The following is a 16,068-nucleotide window of genomic DNA, read 5'->3' on the forward strand; positions in this document are numbered from 1 at the left end:
GTTGATCTTCATCCTTCTCTTGTGGAACCTACGCCTCCATGCTTATTGATTCGCACTGCCACCTTGATCGTCTGGACCTGAAAGCCTATGCGGGGGGCGTTGACGAAGCGCTGGAGGCGGCGAGGGCGGCCGGGGTCGGGCGTTTCCTGACGGTCAGTGTTGATCTGGAAACCTTCCCCATCCTGCGGGACTTGGCCGAGCGCCATGCCGATGTCTACGCCTCGGTCGGCGTGCATCCTTCCGAGGCTTTACCGCCGGAAGCGGAGCCTACCGCCGATGTTCTGGTCGGGCTGGCGAACCATCCCCGTGTCATCGCCATTGGCGAGTCCGGTCTGGATTATTACTACCATCCCGAACACAAGGAAGTTCAGCAGCGCCGTTTTGCCGCCCATATCGAAGCCAGCCGCCGCACCGGCAAACCGCTCATCGTGCATACCCGTGACGCCCGCGCCGATACCATCGGACTGCTCCGGGAGTGCCGCGCCGAGCAGGGCATCCTGCATTGTTTCACCGAAGATTGGGATACCGCCAAGGCGGGCATCGATCTGGGTTTTTATGTCTCGTTGTCCGGTATCGTCAGCTTTGCCAACGCGGAATCCTTGCGGGATGTTGCCCGCCAGTTGCCGCTGGACCGCCTGCTGATCGAAACGGATTCCCCCTATCTGGCGCCGGTGCCTTACCGCGGCAAGAAGAACGAACCGCGTTACCTGCCTGCGGTAGCGGAGGCCGTAGCCAAGGCGCGGGGCATCACGGCGGAAGTGGTCGCCGAGGCCACAACCCGCAATTTCAATACCCTGTTCGGGCTGCCCTCATGACCACGCGACAGGCGGCGTTCCGGGCGAGGGAACAAGCCATCCTGCAGGCGGCGGAGATCTTGCTGCTGGAGCAGGGCGATGAGTCGATCACCATCGAGATGATCGCTGAGCGGGTGGGCATCGCCAAAGGCACCATCTACAAGCATTTTCAGAGCAAGGATGAACTGATCCTGCAACTGCTGATCGCCTACGAGGCCGGTCTGGGCGAGGAAGTGCATCGCGCGGTCGCCACGGGCGATGTGGCGCAAGTGGTGCAGGCCTATTTCACGTATCGTCTGTCCGCACCGGAAAAGCACCTGCTCTACGAGCGGCTTGAGAACCGGTTGGCCGCCACCCGACGAACCTTGCGTCCCTATTTTGCCCGTCTTTATTTCCTGCGCAAAAGCCATTTGCGCGAGGTCATGCCGCTGGTCGCCGCTTTCCTGGAGGAAAATGGCAGCAGCATGACGCCGCGAGACTATCTCAGCGCCGTCTGGGCGCTGGTGCAGGGCAGCGCCGCCATCCTGCATTCCACATTTTACCAGCGCTATCTGGGCGACAGGGAAGGTCTGCTGGCCGCCCTGTTGCAGACCGTGCAGGGCTTGGGCCGCAAGTAACCCCGGCGTCCCCTCCCTGTACCATCCTTTCCCCCTACCAAAACCCTCACAATAGCTGCTGGACAATCCTCCACTGGTGCGTATCATGCGCACAGTTTCCACGGGAGTCAGGCATGATTGCAGAACTCGGTCATTTCGCATTGGTGCTGGCCTTTGTTGTCGCCCTGCTACAGGCTGTCCTGCCGCTGGTCGGCGTCCATCGCGGTCATCTGGCGTTGCAGCGCATGGCGCGCACCATGGCTCCCGTGCAGTTTCTTTGCCTGCTGTTGTCCTTTCTGGGACTGACCTGGGCCTTTATCCATAACGACTTCACCCTGGATTACGTTTCCCGTCAGTCCAATACCCAATTGCCGATCCAGTACAAGATTTCAGCGGTATGGGGCGGGCATGAAGGTTCCTTGTTGTTGTGGGTGACGGTGCTATCGGCCTGGGGCGCGGCTGTAGCCCTGTTCGGGCGCGGTCTGCCGCGCGAAATGATCGCCCGGGTGCTGGCCATCATGGGCATGGTCAACGTCGCGATGATGGCTTTCGTGCTGATGACGTCCAACCCGTTCCGCCGCCTGCTGCCGGATTTCCCCATGAACGGCGCGGATCTCAATCCGCTGTTGCAGGATCCTGGCCTGATTGTGCATCCGCCCTTGCTGTACATGGGCTATGTCGGCTTCACCGTACCTTTCGCCTTTGCCATGGCGGGTCTGCTGGGCGGTCGTCTGGACTCCGCTTGGGCGCGCTGGTCGCGCCCGTGGACTGTGGCGGCGTGGTCTTTCCTTAGCTTGGGTATTGCGCTGGGTTCCTGGTGGGCCTATTACGAATTGGGCTGGGGCGGCTGGTGGTTCTGGGATCCGGTGGAAAACGCCTCGTTCATGCCCTGGCTGGCGGGAACAGCGCTGGTGCATTCCCTCGCGGTCAGCGAAAAGCGCGGCGTATTCAAGGCCTGGACGGTGATGCTGGCCATTCTGGCCTTTGCCCTCAGTCTGCTGGGGACATTCCTGGTCCGTTCCGGCGTCTTGACCTCGGTGCATGCCTTCGCCGCTGATCCGGCGCGCGGCCTGTTCGTGCTGGGCATCCTCTTTGTCGTGATCGGTTCCAGTCTGCTGTTATTCGCCCTGCGCGCCGGTCATCTCAACAGTGAAAGCCGCTATCAGTGGATTTCTCGCGAAGGTTTCCTGCTGGCAAACAACCTGCTGCTGATTACGGCGACGACGGTGGTGTTCCTGGGAACCCTGTTCCCCTTGGTGGCGGACGCACTGAAGCTGGGCAAGATATCGGTCGGCCCTCCGTACTTCAACACGCTGTTCACCCCTTTGGCGCTGGTGTTGCTGGCGTTCCTGGGCATCGGTCCGCTGACCCGCTGGAAGCGCCATGACCTGCGTGAGCAAGTGCCGCCATTCCTGAAGATCGCCGTGGCCAGCCTGGTGCTGGGCGTTGGCCTGCCGTTGGTTTTTGCTTCCGGATTGAAGCCCTTGCCGACGCTCACGCTGGTGCTTTGCCTGTGGGTTTTCCTCAACATGCTGAACGACATCCGGGTGAAAGCGGGCACCGCCAAGCAGGGGTTCGCGGCCGGCCTGCGCCGCTTGTCCGCATCCTACTGGGGCATGCAGCTAGCGCATACCGGCCTGCTGGTGACCGTGGTCGGCATCGCGCTGACCACCGCCTACAGCACCGAGCGGGATGTGCGTCTCAGTCCCGGCAGCCGGGTGGAAATTCAGGGATACGGCTTCGAGTGGGCGGGCGTCCGGTCCTATGCCGGGCCCAATTTTTCCTCCGAGCAAGGGGAAGTGCGCATTTATCGCGGCGACACCGTTCTGGAAACCCTGTATCCCGAGAAACGCCGTTATAACGTGCGCGGGCAAGTGATGACCGAGGCCGCCATTGATCCGGGTTTGTTCCGCGATATTTATGTGGCCATGGGCGAACCGCTGGAAGGCAATGCCTGGGCAGTGCGGGTGTATGTGAAGCCCTTCATTCGCTGGACGTGGCTGGGAGCCCTGATCATGGTGCTGGGTGGGATGTTTGCTATCAGCGATCGTCGCTACCGGATGGGAGCGCGTGCAAGCCGGGCGATCCCGGCGGGGGAGAAGGCCTGATGAAGTCGCGGGCATTGTTGTGGGGCATTCCACTGCTGATCTTTGTCGGTTTTTCAGTGCTGCTGTTCAGCCGGTTGGGCAAGGACTCGACCGAGTTACCTTCTGCGCGTCTTGGCAAGCCTTTTCCCGAGTTCCGCTTGCCATCGCTGCTGGACGGTCATGAACTGACTGCGGCGGACGTGCGCGGCAAAGCCATTGTGGTCAATGTGTGGGCGTCGTGGTGTCCGTCCTGTCGTCAGGAGCATCCGTCGCTGATGAAACTCGCGGCGGCGGGAGTGCCGGTTATCGGTCTGAACTACAAGGATGCACAAGCGGATGCTCAGGGCTATCTGTCCAGTCTTGGTAATCCGTTCGTGGATGTCATCAGCGATACCGACGGCTCGCTGGGCCTGGATCTGGGCGTCTATGGCGCTCCGGAGACCTATCTGCTGGACGCCAACGGCCATGTGCGTTACCGCTTCGTCGGTGTGTTTGATGACAATGTCTGGAAGACCACGCTGCAACCGTGCTTTGACCAATTGCAGAAAGGCGGGGAGGCTCCGGCATGTCAATTCTGAAATGGCGTCCGCTGTTGCTGCTGTTTACCTTGCTATCCGCGCTGGCTCACGCGGGTATCGATGTCTATGACTTCAAGTCCCCCGAGGAAGAGGCCCGTTACCGCGCCCTGATCAATGAATTGCGTTGCCCGAAGTGCCAGAACCAGAATCTGGCCGGGTCCGACGCCCAGATTGCCCATGACTTGAAGAACCGCACCTTCCAGTTGATCCAGGAAGGACGCAGCGACAAGGAAATCCGGGAATACATGGTGGATCGTTATGGCGACTTCATCATGTACAACCCGCCGGTGCGCTCCACGACATGGCTGTTGTGGTTCGGTCCGTTTGCGCTGCTCGCGCTGGTCGTGGTGGTGCTGGCGCTGGTGCGCCGCAAACCTGTGCCACCGGCGCAGGATTTGACCCCGGAAGAGGCGGCCCGGTTGAACGATCTCTTGAAGAAGGCCGCTGACCATGAGCGCTGATATGCCCGTTCTGATCTTCGTGTTGTCGGCGCTGGCGCTGACTGTGGCGATGACCCTGCTGATCCTGCTGCCGGTCCTGCGCAGCCGCGATGCCCAGCACAGCCTGCTGGAGTTGAACGTACAGGTATTCCGCGAACGCTTGGCCGAGTTGGAGGAGGACAAGACGGCAGGGCGCGTGGACCAGACCACCTTTGAGGCGTTGAAGACCGAGTTGCAGCGGCAGTTGCTGACATTGCAGGCTGATGCCCCGGCCGCGGCAGCGGAATCACGTCTCGGTCGCAAGGGGGCTTTCGCCTTCCTGCTGGCGATACCTTTGCTGGCGGGCGGCGCCTATGCCGTGCTGGCGTTCAAGCCCGAGGTTTTTACGTGGTGGAAGGTGCAACTGCACACCGGACCGTTTGTGGACAAGCTGTTTGCGGGCGAACAGCCGACACCCGAAGACATGCAGACCCAGAGTTTGCCGGACATGGTGCGGGTGATGCAGACCCGGTTGCAGAAGCATCCGGAATCCACCAACGGCTGGTTCATGCTGGGCATGAGCTACATGCAGGGTGACCTGGCCGATCAGGCGCTGGAAGCTTTTGATCAAGCCTGGCGGTTGTCACCGGAGCGTGACGACGTGGCGATGGCGTATGCCCAGACCTTGCTCTTTACCCGTCAGGGCAAACTGGATGACCAGAGTCGCATGCTGTTGCAGGGAGTTCTGGATCGGCATCCCCAGCATGAAGGCGCGCTGCTGTTGATGGGCATGGGCGCTTATCGCGCCGGTGACCTGAAAACGGCGCTGACATATTTGCCGGTGCTGAAGCAGGTGCACATCGCGCGTACCGGTGAAACCAACTCCGCCGCCATTGCCGAAGTGGACAAGGTGATTGCCCTGGCCCGCAGCGGTGGTGAGAAAGTCGCGACAGGCGGCGGCGTGCAGGTGACGGTCAAGCTGGCGGATAACCTGAAAGCCCGCGTTCCGGCGAACGCAACGCTGTTCATCTTCGCCCGCGCCCTGAATGGCCCGCCAATGCCCCTGGCCGTGGTGCGGCAGCCGGTCGGCAGCTTTCCCGTGACTGCGGTCCTCAATGACAGCCAGGCGATGATGCCCAGCATGAAGCTGTCCGCCTTCCCCTCGGTGGTCGTCAGCGCCCGCATCAGCGCCAGCGGTAACCCGGTGGGGGAAAAAGGCGATCTGGAAGCCATTGCCGTTCCCCTGACACAAAATGGTAAAATGCAGACAGTGGATGTGCTGATCAATCAGGAGCGCCCGTAAAAAGGCTTCCGCAGTGCATCAAAATGTGTCAAACGCTTGTGCTGACAGGCGTGGAAGTGTATTTTGCCGCCAGAGTGCCATGGCTGGCATTGTGGTCTTTCTACATTCGGGGCGCTCCGCTTCCGGACGCCCGTCACCGGTTTTCCATATCCTTAGGGAGCAATCCGTATGATGCGCATTATTCTTCTGGGCCCACCGGGCGCGGGCAAGGGCACGCAGGCCCAGGTCATCACCCAGCAGTTCCAGATTCCGCAGATTTCCACCGGCGACATGCTGCGCGCCGCCGTGAAGGCCGGAACGGAACTGGGTGTGGCCGCCAAGAAGATCATGGATGCGGGCGGATTGGTCTCTGACGACATTATTATCGGCCTGGTCAAGGATCGCCTGACCCAGCCGGATTGCGTCAATGGTTGTCTGTTCGACGGCTTCCCGCGCACCATTCCGCAAGCCGAGGCGCTTATCGCCGCCGGCGTGCATATCGACCATGTCGTCGAAATTTCCGTGCCTGATGAAGAAATTGTCAGCCGTCTGTCCGGACGTCGCGTGCATCCCGCCTCCGGTCGTGTGTACCACATCCAGCACAATCCGCCCAAAGTGGCCGGCAAGGATGATGCGACCGGTGACGATCTGGTGCAGCGTGACGATGACAAGGAAGAGACCATCCGCAAGCGTCTAGAAATCTATCATGACCAAACCTCGCGGCTGGTTGGCTTCTACCAGAACCTCGCCGCCAGCGGCAATCCCGAAGCGCCGAAGTACGCCTGCATTGAAGGTGTCGGTTCCGTGGACGCCATCAGCGCCAAGGTGACGGCTGTTCTGGCCTGATTGCCGGACTTCCGCGAAAAGCCGTCCTTGTGACGGCTTTTTCGTTTCTGATGGCAGGAAGAGGATTACGACTTTGTCGCCTTCTGTTTTGCCTGTTGTTTTGCTTTAATCGCCGCATTCTGATTGATCGGTATCGCCATGAAGCCCGCCCGTTCCGCTCCACTCGGCGTTGTTCTTGTGAATCTGGGTACGCCGGATGCCCCCACGCCCGAGGCCGTGCGCCGCTACCTGCGCCAGTTCCTCAGCGACCGTCGCGTCATCGAGATTCCGCCGCTAGTGTGGAAAATCATCCTGAACCTGTTCATTCTGCCGTTCCGTCCGAAACGGGTGGCGGGGCTGTACGCCAGCATCTGGGAAAAATCCGGGGATTCGCCGATGCGCCGCATCCTTCGTGAACAAGCGATGGCCGTGCAGGAACGGCTACAAGGGGACTTCCCCGCTATGGTGCGGGTGGAGGCCGCCATGACGTATGGCAATCCCTCCTTGCCGTCGGTGCTGGACAAGCTGCGCGGAGAAGGGGTCGAGCAGATCGTCATCCTGCCCCTGTTTCCGCAGTTTTCCGCCACTTCCACTGCGCCGGTCTATGACGCCTTGCAGCGTTGGACCGCCGTGCAACGCAACCTCCCTTCGCTGACCATCATTAAGGATTACTTCGCTCACCCCGGCTATATTGGTGCGCTGGTGTCCAGTATTCGCGAGTACCGCGAACAACATGGAACCTCGGACAAGCTGTTGTTCTCTTTTCACGGCATCCCCCAGCCCTACGCGGACAAGGGCGATCCCTACCCGAAACGCTGCCGTTGCACGTCCGCCCATGTCGCGCAGCAATTGGGATTGCGCGAGGATCAGTGGGCCATTTCCTTCCAGTCGCGTTTCGGCAAGCAGGAGTGGGTGAAGCCTTATACCGATGTGCTGCTGGAAGACTGGGCGAAAAGCGGGGTGGGGTCGGTGCAGGTGGTGAGTCCGGCCTTTTCGGCGGATTGCCTGGAAACGCTGGAGGAACTGGCGATCCAGAACCAGGAATTGTTCCTGCATGCGGGAGGGCGGTCCTACGCCTATATTCCCGGCCTGAATACGCGGGATGACCACATCAAAATGATGGTCGATCTGGTCAGGCCGTCGTTGCAGGCCTTCCGGCAAACGCAGGGCTGGGACTGATTACTCCGCCGTAAGCTCCTCCAGGGCATTGATGTTGATGAAGGCCTCCGGGTTGTTGAAATGGACCACGGCGTGCGGGTGACGGCGAATCCATTTCTGCACGGCGTAGACGCCTTCCCGCAGGGCCTCATCCAGCGTCGGCGCAAGTGAACGGTGCATCAGCAGCGCCAGCGGCTGCAGATGCTCGCCGTCATGGGCCACGGCAATCCGGTGCTGGCCGATCTCCGCTATCAGCTGCCCGGCCAGATTTTCCGGCAGTTGCGGCATGTCGCAGGCCACCACCAGCACCCAGTCGTGCTCACACAGCGGCAGGCAGGCGGAAATCCCCGCCAGCGGCCCGGGAAACCCCGCAATCACGTCAGGCAGGCACTTGGCATACCCCCCATAGACCTCGGCATTACGATTGCAGCTAATGGCTACATCCGCCACCTGCGGCCGGATCCGGACCAGCACGTGTTCGATCAGCGGCTTGCCGCGCCACAGCACCAGTCCCTTGTCGCGGCCCTGCATGCGGGTGGCCTGGCCCCCCGCCAGAATGATGGCGGAAATCGGATTCATCGCGTCGGGATTCCTTGTAACAGCGTCAATCTTGAATGATACCCCCAAGGCGCGTATAAAGCGCGGGCCACCCGTTTTTATCCTGCCAGCCATGCCCATTCTTGCCCTGGAAACCGCCACCGAAGCCTGCTCGGTCGCCCTGATGCTTGCGGACGGCCGCGTGCTCAGCCGCTTTGAACATGCGCCGCGCCTGCAAACCCAATTGCTGCTGCCGATGGTGGACGAATTGCTGCTTGAAGGCGGAATCACCCTGCGCGATCTGGATGCGGTCGCTTACAGTCGCGGCCCCGGCGCGTTTACAGGCGTGCGTATCGCCGCCGCCGCCGCGCAGGGCTTTGCCTTCGGCCTGAACCTGCCGGTGCTGGCCCTGTCCAGCTTGCAAGCGTTGGCGCAACATGTACACCGCCTGACCGGCGAGAACCGGGTGCTGGCAATCTTTGATGCCCGCATGAATGAAGTGTATGCCGGTGCCTATGAGCTTCGCGACGGTCTGATGCAGCCGGTGCTGCCCGACGGCCTGTATGCTCCGGAAAAGCTTCCGTCACTGACCGGCGGGGCATGGTTTATTGCCGGAAACGGCTGTAACCTCCGGGAGCGTTTTCCCGCCCATCTGGCGGTGAAGGGGGAGTTGGCGGACATCCATCCCCATGCCTGGGATCTGGCCGTGCTGGCCAATGCCGCTTTCGCCCGTGGTGAGGCACAAGATGCCGAACACGCCTTGCCCGTCTACCTGCGGGATGAAGTCTGGCAAAAACTGCCGGGCCGCTGACACTGATTGAGAGAATTCCACCATGGATATGCTGTTGTTGCTGCAAGCGCTGGTGATGGGCATTGTTGAGGGCATTACCGAATTCCTGCCCATTTCCAGCACGGGTCACCTGATCCTGACTGCTGAGCTGCTGAATTTCTGGACCAAGGAAAAGCGTGACGTTTTCGAAGTCGCCATCCAGTTAGGGGCCATCCTCTCGGTCTGTTACGAATACCGGGGCCGTATTTTCAGCGTGTTGCAGGGCATGGTGCAGAAGAACGACAAGTCCTGGTTGTTCGCCGTCAATGTGTTGGTGGCGTTCCTGCCGGCCGCTATCCTCGGTTTCTTTACCATCCACTTCCTGAAGGAGCATCTCTTCAATGGGGTGACGGTCGCTTGCGCGTTGATTATCGGTGGTTTTGTCATCCTTTGGGCGGAAAGGCGGCCGCATACCGTGACCGTGCAGGAAGTCGATGACATGCGTATCCGCGACGCGCTGAAAGTAGGGCTGGCGCAGTGCCTGGCGCTGGTGCCCGGTACTTCCCGCTCGGGCGCGACCATTATCGGCGGCCTGCTGTTTGGCCTGTCGCGCAAGGCGGCGGCGGAATTCTCGTTCTTTCTGGCGATTCCGACCATGTTCGCCGCGACCCTGTACGATGTGATGAAAAACCGCGATGCCTTCGTGGCAGCCGACTTCCCCGTATTTGCGGTCGGCTTCGTGGTGTCTTTCGTGTCGGCCTTGCTGGTGATCCGGGCGCTGATGCGTTTCATTACCCGCCATGACTTCACCGTGTTCGCCTGGTATCGCATCGTGTTCGGGGCGCTGATTCTGGCGACCTGGTATTTCAACATCATTCCGTGGTCGGCCTGACCGACCCTCGCATGGCTCCGTTACAGGTTTTCTGCCTTCCCCATGCCCAGCCGCGCGCAGCCGATCTGGCCGCGCAGCTGGGTGCCCCGCTGCAAATCCTTCCCGATTTTGAGCGCAAAACCCTGAAACGGCTGGCATCCTCCGTCCCCTTGGCGCTGATGGTGGGCGACGATGTCAGCTTGCAGACCTTCGAGTTACCCTTGCCCGGGCCGGTGCGCGTTGACTGGGCCGACGGCCAGACGCTGTGGCGCTTGCAGCATGGCGGCGGGCGCGGGGAAATGCTGGCCAAGGCCTGCGGCATCAAGGGCGATTATCTGCCTTGGGTGGTGGACGCGACGGCGGGTTTCGGTCGCGACAGCCTGTTGCTGGCATGGCTGGGTTGCCGGGTTACGCTGCTGGAGCGGTCGCCGGTAGTGCGTGCTTTATTGGAAGACGGCTGGAAGCGGGCGCAGGCCGAACCTATGCTGACCGGCACGCTGGCGCGCATGGAACTGGTCTTTGCCGAGGCGTCAGCCTGGCTGAAGGCGTTGACAGGCGAGACGAGGCCCGAAGTGGTCTATCTTGATCCGATGTTCCCCTCGCGGGAAAAATCGGCAAAGGTGAAGGTGAACATGCAGGTGTTCCATCAGGCGGTAGGGGCCGACTCGGATGCGGACGCCTTGTTAGAACCGGCTCTGGCGGCAGCCAAAAAACGGGTAGTGGTGAAGCGGCCGCGACTGGCGGAACCGTTGGCGGGGAAAGCGCCGTCGATTGTCTTTGAGGGGGAGAGCAGCCGGTTTGATGTGTACCTGATCAACTAAAAATTATTAAAAAAATCAGGCTGTCACTAACAGTTCATGCCGGATAACGTTGTTTGCGCGGCGGTATCGCACAGCAGGCAGCGCAATTTCACGCCCAGCATTCCGTTCCTGCCGCTTTCCGTCACCACCCACGGCCGCGACTGCCACGGCGGATCGTGACGGACATGCTGGGTATGGCCGCAGTGCAGCACGGCCACCCAGTGTCCTTCGTCATCCTGGAAGAAGCCGGTCATCGGCTGTTCCATCAACCCTGACCTTTCTTCTTGCCCTTGGCTTCCAGCTGCGCCATGGCCGAGGCGATTTCCTCATCGCTGACGCTGGTGATGTGCAGGATGGTGTTCAGCGCTTCCGGGCGCAGCACCAGATGGGCCTGATGCGCCATGTTGATGAGACGCTCATCGAAGTGCAGTAATTCCTCTTCGTCGACGCGCAGGAAGCCGACCTTCTTCAGGGTTTCGATGAAGTTGCGGAAGATGCCCTTGTCGAAGAATTCCGGGGAATTGAATTCGTACAGCACCGACAGGCGCTGCGCGAGCAGGGAACACAGGTCTTCCAGCTGCTTCTGCTTCACCTTGCCGCTACCGCGCTGGGTCAGCAGGGTGATGGTCATGTAGTAGCGTTCCATCGACTCCTTGACGGCCTCACCCAGCACCACCAGTTGCGCGAAGGCTTCGGTATTGGGATGCGGGCTGTTGACGGTGCCGTTTTCGGAGGTCATCAGGCCGAACTCGGTCAAGGTATCGACATGGCGATTGACCAGCGATTCGATTTCCGAAGCATCAAATCCCAGGAACAGTTCCGATTGCAGGTACGGGTAGAGCGAGGAGATCACCCGCACCAGCTGTTCGCGCTGGATTTCCCCGTTCTGCTGCACCAGGCAGGCCACCAGCGACGGGATGATGTACAGGTGCAGGATGTTGTTGCGGAAATAGGTCAGGAACACGGCCTGGTTGTCCGCGACGCAGACCAGGTCGCCCAGCGGATGCTTGACGCGCTGGATCGCCTTCAGCTGCACCCCGTACGAGACGATGTTCACCGGCGCCATGTGCGTCACTTCGATCTTGTTGCTGTAGGGCAGGCGCAGGGCCAGTTGCTGGTAAAGCTCCAGCTGCCGCACCAGCACATCTTCATCAATGGCGTGGTTGGGCGTTGACAGCAGCACCAGACTCAGCAGCGTGATCGGGTTGATGACGGCGGTGCTGTTGATGTTGGTGTTGATCTGGTTGGCCAGCTTGCTGACGCTGCGGTTGACCCAGGGCAGCTTCGCCTCGACATCCCATTGCTGTTTCTTCCAGCCGGGATTTTCCTGTTCCAGAATGTCGTCCAGCAGGATCGGTTCGCCGAAGCTGAGATGCACCTTGCCGAAGATCTTTTCGATCTTCCGCGCCGCCATGACCACGGAGGCCAGCGATTCCTGTTGCTTGGCCTTGCCGCGCAGTTCGCCGATGTAGGTGCTGCCTTCCATCAGGCGTTCATAGCCGATGTAGGTCGGGATGAAGGCGATGGGGCGGGTGCTGTCGCGCATGTAGCTTTTCACCGTCATCGCCAGCATGCCGCCTTTTGGCGGCAGCAGCCGGCCGGTGCGGGAACGACCGCCTTCGATGAAGTACTCGATGGGGAAGCCCTTGGTGGTGATCAGGTGCAGGTATTCGGTGAAAACAGCGGCATAGAGGTTGTTGCCCTTGAACGAACGGCGCAGGAAGAACGCGCCGCCGCGCCGCAGGATCGGGCCCACCACCGGAATGTTGAGGTTGGCCCCGGCGGCGATGTGCGGAGGCATCAGGCCGCGGTCATGGATGACGTAGGACAGCAGCAGGTAGTCGATGTGGCTGCGGTGGCAGGGGGTATAGATGATTTCGTAGTCGGAAGCCATTTTCGTGACTTCCTCGAAATGATGCACCTCGACGCCGTCATAGAGGCGTGTCCACAGCCAGTTCAGCAGCAGCGACAGCGAGCGGATGACCGGGTAGGCGTAGTCGGCGGCGATTTCGTTGACGTATTCGCGGGCTTTTTCCTCGATCGCTTCCGGCGGCAGCTGCTTCTCCACCGACTCCTCATGGATGGCGGTGCGCACGGCGCCGGATTGCAGGATGGAGTTCATCAGCGTGCGGCGGTGCGACAGGTCGGGGCCAATGGCCATTTCGCGCTGGCGGCGGAAGTGCACGCGCAGCACACGGGCGATCTTGCGCAGGGCCAGCGACTCGCTCATGTCGTCGGCCATCAGGCTGCGCACCAACAGCGGGCTGCCGAACTTGACCAGGGTCGACTTGCCGTTCAGCACCACGGTGGCCAGTTGCTTGATCGCGCCGGGCGAAGACCACGAATCCGAGAACAGGATCTTGAACAGTGACTCTTCCTTGTCGGGCGAGCGGCCCCAGAGGATGGTCACCGGCACCAGCTGTACATCCAGTTCGGGATTCTGGCGCACGGCTTCCACCAGTCGCACGAAGCGGTCGGCGTATTCGAAGCGGTTCTTGGCGGCGGACTGGCTGGACGCTTCCTGAGTCAGGTAGAAGAAGGACTGGTCTTCGCGGAACAGATGGGTGTCCATCGGCTTCAGCGCGCGCGGCAGGCCCAGCTGCTGGGTTTCACGGTCGACCAGCAGCGCGTTCGACAGCGAGGGCGATTGCAGCACGTAACACACCGGCTTGTTGGGATCGAGTTTCAGATCCGCCAGGTTTTCAGTGTGGACATCGGGGCTTACCCAGGAATTGAGCGCCTTGCGGGAGGCGGCGACGAAGAGACGGTCAAGACCAAACCAGTTTGCCATAATCAGTCAATGATGCACGGTACGCAGGATTGCTGGCGGGAAACGCTATCAGCTTTTTCACTTGTTTGACATGAATTCATGCCCAATGCTGTTAAAGTTGATTTCCAAACGGGGCAAAAACAGCCAGCGCGGCTGGCAAGGCGATCCTTATGGGTGTGGTGAACTGCGCGGCATACAGCCGCAAGACCGGCAAACGTGTCGCGGAAATGCCGATCGACCAGGTCAGCGAAACGCTGGCGGCGGACAGCGACAACTTTGTCTGGGTGGGCTTGCACGAGCCCGACGCCGCCCTGATGAAGCTGGTTCAGGAGGAATTCGGCCTGCACGACCTGGCGGTGGAAGATGCCTCGCGCCAATACCAGCGGCCCAAGCTGGAAGTCTATGGCGATTCGCTGTTCGTGGTGGTGCGCACGGCGCGACTGGAGCAGGACGACATCTGCTTCGGCATTACCTACATTTTCCTGGGCGCGCGCTACATCCTCACCATCCGCCAGGGCGCGTCGCTCAGTTATTCCTCGGTGCGTCACCAGTGCGAACACAACAACCGCCTGATGCGCCACGGTCCCGGTTATGTGCTGCATGCCCTGCTGGACTTCGTGGTGGACAATTATTTTCCGGTGGCGGACGACATGGGCGCGCACCTGCACGCCATCGAAAATGAAATCTTCGCCGAGAGCTTCAAAAAACCGACGATCCGCCACCTGTATGACCTGAAAACCGACATGGTGAAGCTGCGGCTGGCGGTAACGCCCTTGCAGGACATCAGCAGCTACCTGCTGAACCATCCGGACGAGAAGCTGATTCCCCGCGCCATCCTGCCGTATTACCGCGATATCCACGACCATGTGCTGCGCATCCTTGACGCCATTGAAGCCCAGAGCGAAATGCTGAAGGTGGCGATGGACGTAAACATGGCGCTGGTAACGGTAGGGCAGAACGAGATCGTCAAACGGCTTGCCTCCTGGGCGGCCATCCTGGCCATTCCCACCATGATCGCCAGCTTTTACGGCATGAACTTCGATTTCATGCCGGAACTGCACTGGCACTTCGGTTATCCCGTGGCCATGACGGTCATGCTTTTGGGTTGCCTGTGGCTGTACCGTCGGTTAAAACGGGCGAGATGGTTATAGAGTCTGAAATGATGAAGAAGAGAGCGAACATGAATCCTGTGATAGCCGAACTGCTGGAATTACTGCAACTGGAAACTCTCGAACGGAACCTGTTCCGGGGACAAAGCCGCAATATCGTCGGCAAGAATGTCTTCGGCGGCCAGGTGCTGGGTCAGGCGCTGATGGCGGCGGGCCGCACCGTGGACGGCCGGCTGGCGCACTCGCTGCATGCCTATTTCCTGCGCGCCGGCGACACCACCGCGCCCATCATTTACGAAGTGGACCGCGTGCGCGACGGCAAGAGCTTCGTGAACCGTCAGGTGACCGCCATCCAGCATGGCGAGCCCATCTTTGTGGCTTCAGCCTCCTTCGCCCACCACGAGGAAGGCCTGGATCACCAGTCCGCCATGCCTGATGTGGAAGGCCCGGAAGGATTGTTGAGCGAACACGAACTGCGCCAGAAGATTTGCGGCCTGTTGCCGGAGAAAATCCGCAGCAGCTTCTCGCGCGAACGTCCTATCGAAATCCGTCCGATCAATCCGCAGAACCCGTTCGCCCCGACCCCGCAGGAGGCCTTGCGCCATCACTGGATGCGCGCCCAGGACAAACTGCCCGACGATCCGCTGCTGCACCAGTGCGCGCTGGCTTTCGCCTCCGACTTCGCGCTGATGGGCACGGCCATGCTGCCGCACGCGGTAACCTTCATGCAGTCCAACCTGCAGGCCGCCAGTCTGGACCATGCCATCTGGTTCCACCGGCCGTTCCGTATGGACGAGTGGCTGCTGTATGAAATGACCGGCCCCAACGCCAATGACGGGCGCGGCATGAACTTCGGCCGCATCTACAGCCGTGAAGGCGTGCTGGTGGCCAGTACGGCGCAGGAAGGGTTGATGCGGTTGCGGGAAGTGCCGGAGAAGTATTAATCCGCGATTAGTTGTTGAAGCCGGCCCCCGATTTCGGGGGCTTTGCTTTGGTCGCCGGTGGTAAGGAAGAGGGGCGGGCAGCCCGATAATAACGAGAACACCATGAACATATTCCGCTTTTACGTCTGGAATCCTGAAACCGGTATTTTGCCGAAATCCGAACCCGAAGCCCGAAATTATGTGCAGGCGCGGGAAGCGGCGCGCGATTGGCCGCCCATGGATGACAAGTTGCGGGGTTTTATTCGTGACGTAGAGCAGAAGGCACCGCTAGAAGAAGACCTCTTTGATATCGTCACCCTGGGCGAGTTGGAAACTCTGTCGAAAACGACGGAGAACAACCAGCGTGGCGGCTGTGTGATTGTGGATTTTCCGATGGGTGCCACGGTGCCGGAAATGGATTTTGTAGTGCGGTTGGGGGTGAACGCGGGGCTGGTGGGAATGGCACTTACTTAAGCTTTTTCGGGTGGCCATTTCGCCGGATCTCTTCAATCGCAATCTTCCTCGGTTTTGTCAGCATCGGATAGGGTTT

At 60.5% G+C, this 16,068-nt stretch carries 17 protein-coding genes; 14 read left to right on the forward strand and 3 right to left on the reverse strand.

Annotated elements, in window-relative coordinates:
* Window positions 1-38 precede the first annotated feature (38 nt).
* The 8 genes from EV700_RS15005 to hemH all read left to right on the forward strand — a co-directional run bounded on the left by EV700_RS15005 (window position 39) and on the right by hemH (window position 7,760).
* Window positions 39-815: a TatD family hydrolase gene (locus tag EV700_RS15005; protein ID WP_130415269.1), complete on the forward strand. Its 777-nt coding sequence runs from the start codon at window positions 39-41 to the stop codon at window positions 813-815.
* On the forward strand, window positions 812-1,411 hold the full coding sequence (locus EV700_RS15010) for a TetR/AcrR family transcriptional regulator (protein WP_130415271.1): 600 nt from the start codon (window positions 812-814) through the stop codon (window positions 1,409-1,411). Before EV700_RS15005 ends, EV700_RS15010 begins: the two co-directional genes overlap by 4 nt.
* 113 nt (window positions 1,412-1,524) lie before the next feature.
* On the forward strand, window positions 1,525-3,498 hold the full coding sequence (locus tag EV700_RS15015) for a heme lyase CcmF/NrfE family subunit (protein WP_130415273.1): 1,974 nt from the start codon (window positions 1,525-1,527) through the stop codon (window positions 3,496-3,498).
* A complete protein-coding gene (locus tag EV700_RS15020) occupies window positions 3,498-4,055 on the forward strand; it encodes a DsbE family thiol:disulfide interchange protein (protein ID WP_130415275.1) in 558 nt (185 codons plus the stop codon). Before EV700_RS15015 ends, EV700_RS15020 begins: the two co-directional genes overlap by 1 nt.
* Entirely contained in the window at window positions 4,043-4,516 is a 474-nt protein-coding gene (locus EV700_RS15025) for a cytochrome c-type biogenesis protein (RefSeq protein ID WP_130415277.1), read from the forward strand. The genes EV700_RS15020 and EV700_RS15025 overlap by 13 nt, the downstream gene beginning before the upstream one ends.
* Before the next feature lies 1 nt (window position 4,517).
* Window positions 4,518-5,777: a c-type cytochrome biogenesis protein CcmI gene (gene ccmI, locus EV700_RS15030; protein WP_165391509.1), complete on the forward strand. Its 1,260-nt coding sequence runs from the start codon at window positions 4,518-4,520 to the stop codon at window positions 5,775-5,777.
* Window positions 5,778-5,948: 171 nt separating this feature from the next.
* Window positions 5,949-6,602, forward strand: coding sequence for an adenylate kinase (gene adk, locus EV700_RS15035; protein ID WP_130415317.1), 654 nt, complete (start codon window positions 5,949-5,951; stop codon window positions 6,600-6,602).
* A gap of 138 nt (window positions 6,603-6,740) precedes the next feature.
* A complete protein-coding gene (hemH, locus tag EV700_RS15040; protein ID WP_130415281.1) occupies window positions 6,741-7,760 on the forward strand; it encodes a ferrochelatase in 1,020 nt (339 codons plus the stop codon).
* Here the strand turns inward: hemH and mobA are convergent, their stop codons facing one another.
* Window positions 7,761-8,318 (reverse strand): molybdenum cofactor guanylyltransferase MobA, encoded by a 558-nt coding sequence (gene mobA / locus EV700_RS15045; protein WP_130415283.1) that lies wholly within the window; start codon window positions 8,316-8,318, stop codon window positions 7,761-7,763.
* Window positions 8,319-8,409: 91 nt separating this feature from the next.
* Here mobA and tsaB point away from each other — a divergent pair, with 91 nt between their 5' ends.
* Genes tsaB through EV700_RS15060 form a run of 3 tightly spaced genes read left to right on the forward strand, consistent with a single transcriptional unit; the run spans window position 8,410 to window position 10,737 of the window.
* Complete coding sequence (gene tsaB, locus EV700_RS15050) at window positions 8,410-9,087, forward strand: tRNA (adenosine(37)-N6)-threonylcarbamoyltransferase complex dimerization subunit type 1 TsaB (protein ID WP_130415285.1); 678 nt, start codon at window positions 8,410-8,412, stop codon at window positions 9,085-9,087.
* Window positions 9,088-9,109: 22 nt separating this feature from the next.
* Entirely contained in the window at window positions 9,110-9,937 is an 828-nt protein-coding gene (locus EV700_RS15055; RefSeq protein ID WP_130415287.1) for an undecaprenyl-diphosphate phosphatase, read from the forward strand.
* Window positions 9,938-9,948: 11 nt separating this feature from the next.
* On the forward strand, window positions 9,949-10,737 hold the full coding sequence (locus EV700_RS15060; protein WP_130415289.1) for a class I SAM-dependent methyltransferase: 789 nt from the start codon (window positions 9,949-9,951) through the stop codon (window positions 10,735-10,737).
* Window positions 10,738-10,763: 26 nt separating this feature from the next.
* Here the strand turns inward: EV700_RS15060 and EV700_RS15065 are convergent, their stop codons facing one another.
* Together EV700_RS15065 and plsB are read right to left on the reverse strand one after the other, a co-directional pair.
* Window positions 10,764-10,982 (reverse strand): DUF3565 domain-containing protein, encoded by a 219-nt coding sequence (locus EV700_RS15065; RefSeq protein WP_130415291.1) that lies wholly within the window; start codon window positions 10,980-10,982, stop codon window positions 10,764-10,766.
* Window positions 10,982-13,507, reverse strand: coding sequence for a glycerol-3-phosphate 1-O-acyltransferase PlsB (gene plsB / locus EV700_RS15070; protein ID WP_130415293.1), 2,526 nt, complete (start codon window positions 13,505-13,507; stop codon window positions 10,982-10,984). The genes EV700_RS15065 and plsB overlap by 1 nt, the downstream gene beginning before the upstream one ends.
* A 149-nt stretch (window positions 13,508-13,656) precedes the next feature.
* Between plsB and corA the strand changes: the two genes are divergently transcribed.
* The 3 genes from corA (at window position 13,657) to EV700_RS15085 (ending at window position 15,992) form a co-directional block, all read left to right on the forward strand.
* Window positions 13,657-14,637, forward strand: a complete 981-nt coding sequence (gene corA / locus EV700_RS15075) for a magnesium/cobalt transporter CorA (RefSeq protein ID WP_130415295.1) — start codon at window positions 13,657-13,659, stop codon at window positions 14,635-14,637.
* Window positions 14,638-14,666: 29 nt separating this feature from the next.
* Window positions 14,667-15,539: an acyl-CoA thioesterase II gene (tesB, locus tag EV700_RS15080; RefSeq protein WP_130415297.1), complete on the forward strand. Its 873-nt coding sequence runs from the start codon at window positions 14,667-14,669 to the stop codon at window positions 15,537-15,539.
* Between the two features lie 102 nt (window positions 15,540-15,641).
* On the forward strand, window positions 15,642-15,992 hold the full coding sequence (locus EV700_RS15085; RefSeq protein WP_130415299.1) for a hypothetical protein: 351 nt from the start codon (window positions 15,642-15,644) through the stop codon (window positions 15,990-15,992).
* Window positions 15,993-16,068: the final 76 nt, after the last annotated feature.

This window comes from Fluviicoccus keumensis, from assembly GCF_004217445.1.
Lineage (GTDB): Bacteria > Pseudomonadota > Gammaproteobacteria > Pseudomonadales > Moraxellaceae > Fluviicoccus > Fluviicoccus keumensis.